The sequence below is a fragment of the Shewanella sp. 6_MG-2023 genome (assembly GCF_030547195.1).
Lineage (GTDB): Bacteria > Pseudomonadota > Gammaproteobacteria > Enterobacterales > Shewanellaceae > Shewanella.
Window position 1 is genome coordinate 36,705 of the sequence record NZ_JAUOQU010000037.1, and the last position, 8,365, is coordinate 45,069.

Consider the following 8,365-nt stretch of genomic DNA (forward strand, 5'->3'; position numbering starts at 1 on the left):
TTAAGTGCCGATTTATAGTGTTATTTAATCAAACTGAGATGTTTTTTATTTTATAATCGGCAAGGGTATTCTATCTATCGTTAAACTAGATGTATTCTCGAATTCAGTTACTCGTGGCTGAAATTGAGAAAGATGACTGTTAACCAGTAAATATGACAAAGGTTTGATCAAGTTTTATGAACAACATTAAAGAACTGCCAGAAAAGATTAATACTAAAACCAGCAGACTATTTTGGTTAACCATTTTTACTGGTGGTATTTACCCGATAATTTGGTTATTTGCTAAGTATCCCAAAATGGATGCAATTACATCAATTCGCACCGCTGATGACGACTTTATTATCGCTATCGCGGTTTGCTTTGGCTTTGGTGGTGTGCTGTCACACAGTGCAATGGGGTTATTGAGTGGAGTAGGTAGTTTGTTACTTTTTGGCGCTTTCTTCTTGTACGTGTTTTGGTCATTTAGGGCCCGTTCTGCATTACAAGACTATGCCCATGTGAATTTTGGAATTGATTTCAAAATGAACACGTTTTTCACCGTGGTATTTAATATTTTCTATATCAATTATTGCATTAATCGATTACCTGAAGAGCAGCAAAAAGGCCACCCAGCCTATGGCAAAGGCAGTATTAACATTACAGAGATTAAGTGAAGTAACAAGCTGATAAGGCCTTAAGGATAGATACAAAAAAGCAGACTATTTTTAATCAAATAGTCTGCTTTTTATGAATAAGTTTACTGAAAAACCTTGTGGTTATTATTTTTGATGCAACGGCATCAAATTATTTATTGAACTCAGTAATAGCCTTTGCATTGTTTGCTCACCTAAATGTTGTGAGCATTGCTCGGCGTTTATGTCGCTGGTGTTTATTTTTCAAATAGACAGGCTTCATCGCTGCCATTGGCGCCCTGAGTAACCAGTTGTGCAATTTTATGTTTAACGCAATCAGTTAACTTGCGCTCTGATTTTCGGGTTTGCATATACAGGTTCATATTAGGCTTATTACGCATCAGTTCGGCGCGCTCTGTTTTCGGTATCATTTGCGCCCTAATTGCTTCATTTTGAGTTAAGTGATCAACCGCGCCTTGTGATACCACTAACGTGATGGCATCAGTGCCAACGAGGAAGTCACTAATTTCATTGAGATTATTGGTTTTGGCTGCAACGTCGAGCTCGCGTTTACGGCTATCGGCAAACTGTTTCAGTGGTGTGGCTTCAATGTCACTATTAAAGTGTAACACTTCGGTCAAAATAACCGGGTAGTTCAGCACTCTATCAAGAATAGGTTTGTATATCTCATTCCAAATTGGGTGATCATCTCTTGCGACAATGAAGGTATCTCGCACTTCACATATTTTCTGATTTTGAATCCCTACATGGCTAGATGCTTGGCAACTTATCACCACATCACATTGGCTATTTAGCAGCATTTCTTCATCATTGGGACCATTGTCTTGCAGTACCGCTGATTTCACACAGGCGCTCATGCAACTACATTGATAGAGATTTCTTAGTAGGCCATTGGTGAAGCCCGATGGAGCATGGATAACAACTTTGTTATCAAGTTTGTCATTACTTTTATCAATTTCTTGGGCTAAGTCGAGGTGGTTTATCTCGATTTTTTTAATGATGGGGTAGAGCCGTTGTGCTTTATCGCTAATTTCAAGACCGGCTACTTTTTTGACAAATAAGGGGTCATCAAATGCATCTCGCAAGCGTGATAAACAGCGGCTTATCTTTGATTGAGGAACATTAAAAGCTTCAGCAGTGAGCTTGCCACTTTTAAATTCATATAGCCTTAAAAATACTAATAATGTCATGTAATCAAGATGCTGAAGCTTGTCTTGAGTGGTCGCGTTAATCATTGATTAGTTTCCGTAGCTGATGTGAATTTTTTGAATATACCAATTTCGGGGTATAGGTTGCAGGTTAATTGTAGTATTTATTAACCTAATCACATTTTTTAATGGAATTTATTCAAGAAGTGTTAATTGGCAGAGGGGTAAAATCTAATTTTAAATCATTAGCTTAATTGGTTAAAACTGGTGGATTTAGAGAAAGTACACTTTACCTATACAATTTAGGATTGCTGGTTAAGTGAACAGGTTTAATGATTGATATGTGTTTTTAATGCCAGTAAAAGGAAATGCAAAATAACTTTTACTCGGATAAACAAAGCATCACTTCCTTATCTAAAGTTAAAAATCTAGATTAAGGTGTTGTCTTATATGAATAATTTTTTTCAGAGTCTTGTTGGTGATCTAATATGCCGCTTTTGGCAAAAGTGTATGCACGTATTATGACTGTAATTTAGTTACACAAATCAGTATAATCACCGTCCAAATGGATTCGCTATACGCGATTAATCTCTGCGACCTTTGGAAAATAATAAATGAATACCCTACCATTCAGTTCAGACATCGGCGTTATTGGCCTTGGTGTTATGGGCAAGAATCTCGCGTTAAACATCGTTGATAATGGCTACCAGGTTGCTGCTTTTGATTTAGATACTGTCAAAGTTAATGCTGCCATTAATCAAGAACAAGCGGAAAGAAAAGCCAATTCAGCCCCCCGAATGCTGGCTTGTAATAATCTTACCGAAATGCTGTCATCTCTAACTAAGCCACGTGTTATTGTGCTGTCAGTTCCTGCTGGTGGACCTGTTGATGGAGTGTGTAAATCATTAATTGAAGCGGGCATTGAGTCAGATGACATTGTCGTTGATACCGGTAATAGTTTATGGACGGATACTGTAGAACGTGAAGCACGTTTTAAAGGCAAATTTGTGTTCTTTAGTTCAGCGGTTTCAGGTGGTGAAGTTGGGGCGCGCTTTGGCCCGTCATTGATGCCAAGTGGTAATAAAGATGCATGGCAATACGTTGCACCTGTCTGGAAAGCGATGGCAGCTAAAGTCGATCCTGCTACAGGTTTACCCATTGAACGTTTTGAGCCTGGTAACCCAGTTGTTGAAGGCGAGCCTTGTACAACATACATAGGTCCTGCCGGTTCTGGTCACTATGTGAAAATGGTACATAACGGCATTGAATATGCGGACATGCAGTTAATTTGCGAAGCATTTCAATTGCTTCATGACGGATTAGGCTTAAGTGCCCATGAAATTGGTGATATTTTCAATGGCTGGAATAATGGCAGCTTGAATAGCTATCTGATGGGGATAAGTGCAGAAGTATTGCAGCAAGACGATCCACTAACAGGCAAGCCATTAGTTGAGATGATCCTTGATAAAGCGGGTCAAAAAGGCACAGGCCTTTGGACTGCGGTAAGCAGTTTACAAATTGGTTGCCCTGCGCCTACGATTGCCGAAGCTGTTTATGCCCGCGCGGTAAGTACTCAAAAAGATTTACGAGTACAGCTTAACAGCAAACTTGCTGCCCCTGCCGTTGTAACCCTTTCTGATGCAGAAAAAGCAGCATTTATTGCTAACTTAGAAGATGCACTATATTGCGCCAAAGTGTGCTGCTATGCACAAGGGTTCCAGCTAATGGCAATGGCCGCGAAAGAGCAAAACTGGACTTTAGATTTTGCTGAAATAGCCAAAATTTGGCGTGCAGGCTGTATTATTCGTGCCACTTTCTTGCAAGAAATTACCAAGGCTTACCAAGATAATGCTGAGCTGCCGAACTTATTAATGGCTGATACCTTCAGTGCTAGCTTATCGGCTAAACATATGAATTGGCGTAAAACGGTTGCCGCATCAGTGATGCAAGGCACGCCAGCGCCATGTATTAGCTCGGCAATTGCTTATTATGATAGTTACCGATGTGAAACTTTGCCTGCTAACTTACTTCAAGGTCAGCGCGATTTCTTTGGTGCTCATACGTTTGAACGCACTGACAAGCCAGCGGGTGAAAAGTATCATTTAGATTGGAGTGCTAAAGCGCGCACCTTATCTAAAGTTTAAATTGCAAAAGCAGTTTAAGACTTATTGTAAATCAATAGATTAAAAAAGGGCTTCTACTAAATAGTAGAAGCCCTTTTTATTGGTGATATTTTATTATTGCGGCAAACTAAACACTAAACCTATGCTAAATAACAAGCTAAAAATCATTGTGAGTTTTGCGGTTCTGCCTAGAATTGGATTGAGTGCTTCACCACTGGTGTTACTGAACTCGCCACTTAACTGACGGGCATAAACGATGGAAAGCCCGGCGAGTAAAACCGGTAAACCAGCAAGGTAGCCCATCAGAAAACCGCCAATGATGAGCCCAAAGGGTAAATACACTAAGGCTTGATAAAGCACTCTTGCCTGAGCTTGGCCGATACGAACCGCTAAGGTGTTTTTGCCAGCTTTGGTATCAGTTTGGATATCACGGGTATTATTGACGAGCATAATCGCGGCATTGAACATACCAATGGCGCTGCCAAGTAACCAAGCGCTGATACTGGTTTCCCCAGCCTGTAAGTAATAACTACCTACTACGGCCACTAGTCCAAAAAAAACAAATGCGGCGATTTCACCTAAACCGTGAGAAGCTAATGGATACGGGCCGCCACTGTAACAGACGGCACCTAATAATGAGGCTACAGCTAAAATAGCGATAGGCCAACCACCGTGTAAAATCAGTGCTGAGCCGACGATAAGTGCGAGAATAAGACACAAAATCATCGCATTTCGAACACTGTTGGGAGATATCATGCCACTTTGGGTAACTCGAACTGGACCAACACGCTCATCGGTATCAATACCGTTTTTGTAGTCAAAATAATCGTTGGCTAGGTTTACGGCTATTTGCAATAAAATAGCACACAGCATCGAGATACAAGCAATTGTAAAACTAAAAAGTTCTAAATGTAGTGCTAAAATATTACCAATTAATAATGGACCAATCGCAGCCGGTAAAGTACGTGGTCTAATAGCTAAAATCCAAGATTGCATATAATTAAGGCTTCAGGGTGTTGATTTAAATTAGAATGGACTAATAGCATAGCAATTTTTTGAGATTTTGTACGGGGTTATGATCTCGCAAATGATGAAAAAGTTATGCTATTTTTTCTTCTAGGTAGATTTAATTTTATATGCGACTCAATTTACGATTAAATTTTCCAGTAACCAAGGTTATTAAGTTAACCTATGATATTAGTGATAAGTAAATAAACTGCTAGGAATATTATGAGCCAAGTATTAAATGACCTTTTGTCTTTGTTGTCTCTAGAGCGAATTGAATTAGGGCTGTTTCGCGGTCAAAGCCAAGACTTAGGTTTTGGTCATGTTTTTGGTGGCCAGGTGATGGGGCAAGCGCTGAGCGCTGCTAAGCAAACCGTCAGTGAAGATCGCCATGTGCACTCTTTACATTCTTACTTTTTACGAGCCGGTGATGAAAAGTTACCGATTGTCTATGATGTTGAAAATATGCGTGATGGCGGCAGCTTCAGTGCAAGACGCGTAAAAGCGATTCAGAAGGGTAGGCCAATTTTTTATATGACCTGTTCTTTTCAAGCTCCAGAGGAAGGCTTTGAACATCAAGCTGAAATGCCTAATGTCCCCGGGCCTGAAGGCATACTTAATCAGCAAGAACTTGCTGTGAGTATGCGAGATAAGATCCCAGCAAGAATACTTGAAAAGTTTATGACTGACTCACCGATTGAGATGCGTTTAGTTAACCCTTCGCACCCCATCGCGCCTGATTCCACTGAGCCCAAACGATATATCTGGATGCGTGCCAGTGGTAAAATCCCAACGGATCATAATGTACAAGAATATTTATTGGCTTATGCCTCTGATTTTAATTTTTTAGTCACCGCAGCTCAGCCTCATGGGGTTTCATTTTTAACGCCTGGCGTTAGGATGGCGACTATTGATCATGCGATGTGGTTCCATAGACCGTTTAACTTTTCTGATTGGTTGCTTTACAGTGTTGAAAGCAGCAATGCTAGCGGTGGTCGCGGTTTTGTAAAGGGGCAGTTTTTTGATCAACAAGGCCGTTTAGTTGCATCAGCAACCCAAGAAGGCCTACTTAGAATGACAAAAGGATAATTTATGAAATTTTCATTTAAAATGGCGATATTTTCGTTATTAACATTAATGCTAAGTGCTTGTGTCACCGTTCAACCTGAGCCGCCAGTGGTTATTAATGGCTATGCGGGCTACTTAGAAAAAATAGCCTTGCCTCAAGGCTGTAAAATCAATATTGCCATTATTGACTTTAATACCCCAGGTTCAATCATTTCACAAAAGACCTTCGATATTGCCAGAGCTCCAGTGCCGTTTAAGTTTACTTTACCTGCTGAAGGTATTGATGATGCGGTGGATTATGGGGTGGTGGCAATGATTACCTACAATGAGCAGGTAATTTTTCAAACCTATGAAAAGTTTCAAGTCATCCACAACGACAAGTTCACCACTGAAGTTGTGATGAAAAAAGTCCCTCATTAGTTTTCGTTAGGTTTAACTCACTCAACCTATAAATATAATGCCCTAAGAATCATTTTAGGGCATAAGTCACATCTTAATATTTCCGCCATTGCTTATGTTGGTTTTCGGGTAATAATCAAATTCTTCATCAATTTTTATTTAAGGCTTAAGTTGTGCCTGAATTGTCTGCATCTACAAGGACTAAAACCTGTCGGCCAAAATCTGAAATACGCTTAATTTGGGCTTTGTGCTTAGCATCTGTCGTGGTTTATATAAACCTATATGCCATGCAGGGGATGTTGCCATCCATTGCTGAACACTTTGAGGTTTCAGGTGCTAGAGCTACATTGATTCTATCTTTTACCAGTTTTTCACTGGCATTTTCATTACTGTTGTATGCGGTTATTTCCGATAGAGTCGGGCGGTTAATGCCGATCATGGTGAGTATGTGGTTACTCGCAGCCTCTAATATCTTACTGATTTTTGTACAAGACTTTGACTCTTTGTTGATGGTGAGGTTACTGCAAGGGGTTTTGTTAGCTGCCGTACCAGCCATTGCGATGGCTTATTTTAAAGAGCAACTGCCAGCGAGCTTTATGCTAAAAGCTGCAGGTATTTACATTATGTCCAATAGTCTTGGTGGTATTGGCGGACGCCTGATGGGTGGGTTATTGTCACAATACTTTGATTGGCAGTCAGCAATGATGGTGAATTTTTTGGTGACCTTAACGGGTATCGCCTTGGTGACTTATCTATTACCTCGATGTGAGCAAAAAAATGCCCCACAATTAGATAAGCAAAGTACCTTTTTGAAGATAAAACAAGATATTGGCGGCTTTGTTTATCACTTAACGGATCATCAAATGCGCTTAGTGTATGTCATTGGTGGCATAGCGTTTATGATGATGGTAAACCAGTTTAGTTTTATTCAATTACACCTCATGGCTGAGCCGTATGGGTTTAGTCGTTTCGGTGCGACATTAATTTTCTTATGCTATCTCAGTGGCACTTTTACTTCGTACTTATCTGCAAAGTGGGTGGTTAAATTTGGGGTGGAATTTTTATATCGCGGCGCATTAGTTGTGATGTTCTTGGGTACTTTACTGACCTTAGTTGATAATTTATTTGCTATCGTTATAGGCTTTTTATTAACAGCAAGTGGATTCTTTTTAACCCATAGCTGTTGTAACTCATTTGTGGCCATCAGGGCGTCCTCTCACAGGGCTAAAGCAACATCACTATACCTTTGTAGTTATTATCTCGGCGCAGCTCTTGGAGGGCCTTACTTGATGATGTTTTGGGTTCAAGCTGAATGGCAAGGTGTTGTTGTGGGTTCAGTTGGCTTATTGGTATTACTGTCGCTGGCTATATTCAGGTTGTCGCATTATCAAAGCCTAAGTAAAGCTGCTGTATAATGTCAGTCCTCTTGGGAAAATAATTTCGTCATTGTTTATAGAAGAAGCCTTAATGGCTTCTTTTTTTGTCTCAAATTTACAGTTAAATAAGACTTTATAAGCACAGAGTTGAATAGCGATTTAGTTAATGAATTTAATAAAGTCACTAATTGATGAATTGAATAGCAGGTTGTGAGTAGGCAGTGCTTAGTATTGGTTTGAATCGTTCTAGTTTGAAAGCTCTCTAAGGCGGATTTGAAGTTATCAATTGGAGGATTTTATAGTGTTTTCGCTTGGTTGCTGTAATTGGTGTGATCGAGTATATCCGTAATAGGATATATGATGGATAAGAGCTGTTTGAATTAGGTTACAGATATCGATGAGATATTAGCGATGAGTTCTTTTGGGAAATTTACTCATATTCGTCATTGGAGCTTTTTTAACACGCTACCAACTCGCCTAATTTTAGGCACAAAAAAACCACATTTAAGTGGTTTATGTTCTTTTCGAAAAAAGAAGGTGGTATCCCCTAGGGGATTCGAACCCCTGTTACCGCCGTGAAAGGGCGGTGTCCTAGGCCTCTAGACGAAGGGGAC

General features: G+C 40.0%; 7 protein-coding genes and 1 tRNA gene. 5 read left to right on the plus strand and 3 right to left on the minus strand.

Translation table 11 applies throughout. The features are described from left to right. The first annotated feature begins 176 nt into the window (after positions 1-176). Entirely contained in the window at positions 177-653 is a 477-nt protein-coding gene (locus Q4533_RS17470; RefSeq protein WP_102520632.1) for a hypothetical protein, read from the plus strand. A gap of 215 nt (positions 654-868) precedes the next feature. Here Q4533_RS17470 and Q4533_RS17475 read toward each other — a convergent pair whose 3' ends face one another. Continuing rightward, positions 869-1,867 (minus strand): LysR family transcriptional regulator, encoded by a 999-nt coding sequence (locus Q4533_RS17475; protein WP_102520633.1) that lies wholly within the window; start codon positions 1,865-1,867, stop codon positions 869-871. A gap of 527 nt (positions 1,868-2,394) precedes the next feature. On the opposite strand from Q4533_RS17475, the gene gndA reads away from it, so the two are divergent. Continuing rightward, positions 2,395-3,924, plus strand: a complete 1,530-nt coding sequence (gene gndA / locus Q4533_RS17480) for an NADP-dependent phosphogluconate dehydrogenase (protein WP_303503547.1) — start codon at positions 2,395-2,397, stop codon at positions 3,922-3,924. A gap of 93 nt (positions 3,925-4,017) precedes the next feature. Here gndA and Q4533_RS17485 read toward each other — a convergent pair whose 3' ends face one another. Beyond that, the gene (locus Q4533_RS17485; protein WP_102439476.1) at positions 4,018-4,899 is read right to left on the minus strand and encodes a 1,4-dihydroxy-2-naphthoate polyprenyltransferase; all 882 of its coding nucleotides are present in this window, start codon (positions 4,897-4,899) and stop codon (positions 4,018-4,020) included. 234 nt (positions 4,900-5,133) lie between these two features. On the opposite strand from Q4533_RS17485, the gene tesB reads away from it, so the two are divergent. From tesB to Q4533_RS17500, 3 genes are all read left to right on the plus strand, one after another. Next, on the plus strand, positions 5,134-5,997 hold the full coding sequence (tesB, locus tag Q4533_RS17490; protein ID WP_102477013.1) for an acyl-CoA thioesterase II: 864 nt from the start codon (positions 5,134-5,136) through the stop codon (positions 5,995-5,997). 3 nt (positions 5,998-6,000) lie between these two features. Beyond that, positions 6,001-6,396, plus strand: a complete 396-nt coding sequence (locus tag Q4533_RS17495; RefSeq protein ID WP_076540422.1) for a YbaY family lipoprotein — start codon at positions 6,001-6,003, stop codon at positions 6,394-6,396. Between the two features lie 161 nt (positions 6,397-6,557). Continuing rightward, positions 6,558-7,790, plus strand: a complete 1,233-nt coding sequence (locus Q4533_RS17500) for an MFS transporter (RefSeq protein WP_241901100.1) — start codon at positions 6,558-6,560, stop codon at positions 7,788-7,790. 499 nt (positions 7,791-8,289) lie between these two features. On the opposite strand, the gene Q4533_RS17505 is transcribed toward Q4533_RS17500, so the two are convergent. Further along, positions 8,290-8,365 (minus strand) — tRNA-Glu (locus Q4533_RS17505).